Annotated in this window: 2 rRNA genes; both read left to right on the forward strand. The window is 52.7% G+C overall.

The window, feature by feature from the left end:
• Nucleotides 1–103 (forward strand): 23S ribosomal RNA (locus FHC48_RS23195); the annotation flags it as partial.
• 65 nt (nt 104–168) lie between these two features.
• Nucleotides 169–260, forward strand: a 5S ribosomal RNA gene (gene rrf / locus FHC48_RS23200); the annotation flags it as partial.

Genomic DNA, 260 nt, shown 5'->3' on the forward strand with positions numbered 1-260 from the left:
AGTCCTGAAGGAACGTTGAAGACGACGACGTTGATAGGTCGGGTGTGTAAGCGCAGCGATGCGTTGAGCTAACCGATACTAATGAACCGTGAGGCTTAACCTTACAACGCCGAAGCTGTTTTGGTGAAGAGACAGATTTTCAGCCTGATACAGATTTAACAGAATTTGCCTGGCGGCTTTAGCGCGGTGGTCCCACCTGACCCCATGCCGAACTCAGAAGTGAAACGCCGTAGCGCCGATGGTAGTGTGGGGTCTCCCCA

Origin of the sequence: Enterobacter sp. EC_50 (assembly GCF_019584525.1) — a bacterium.
Classification (GTDB): domain Bacteria; phylum Pseudomonadota; class Gammaproteobacteria; order Enterobacterales; family Enterobacteriaceae; genus Enterobacter; species Enterobacter roggenkampii.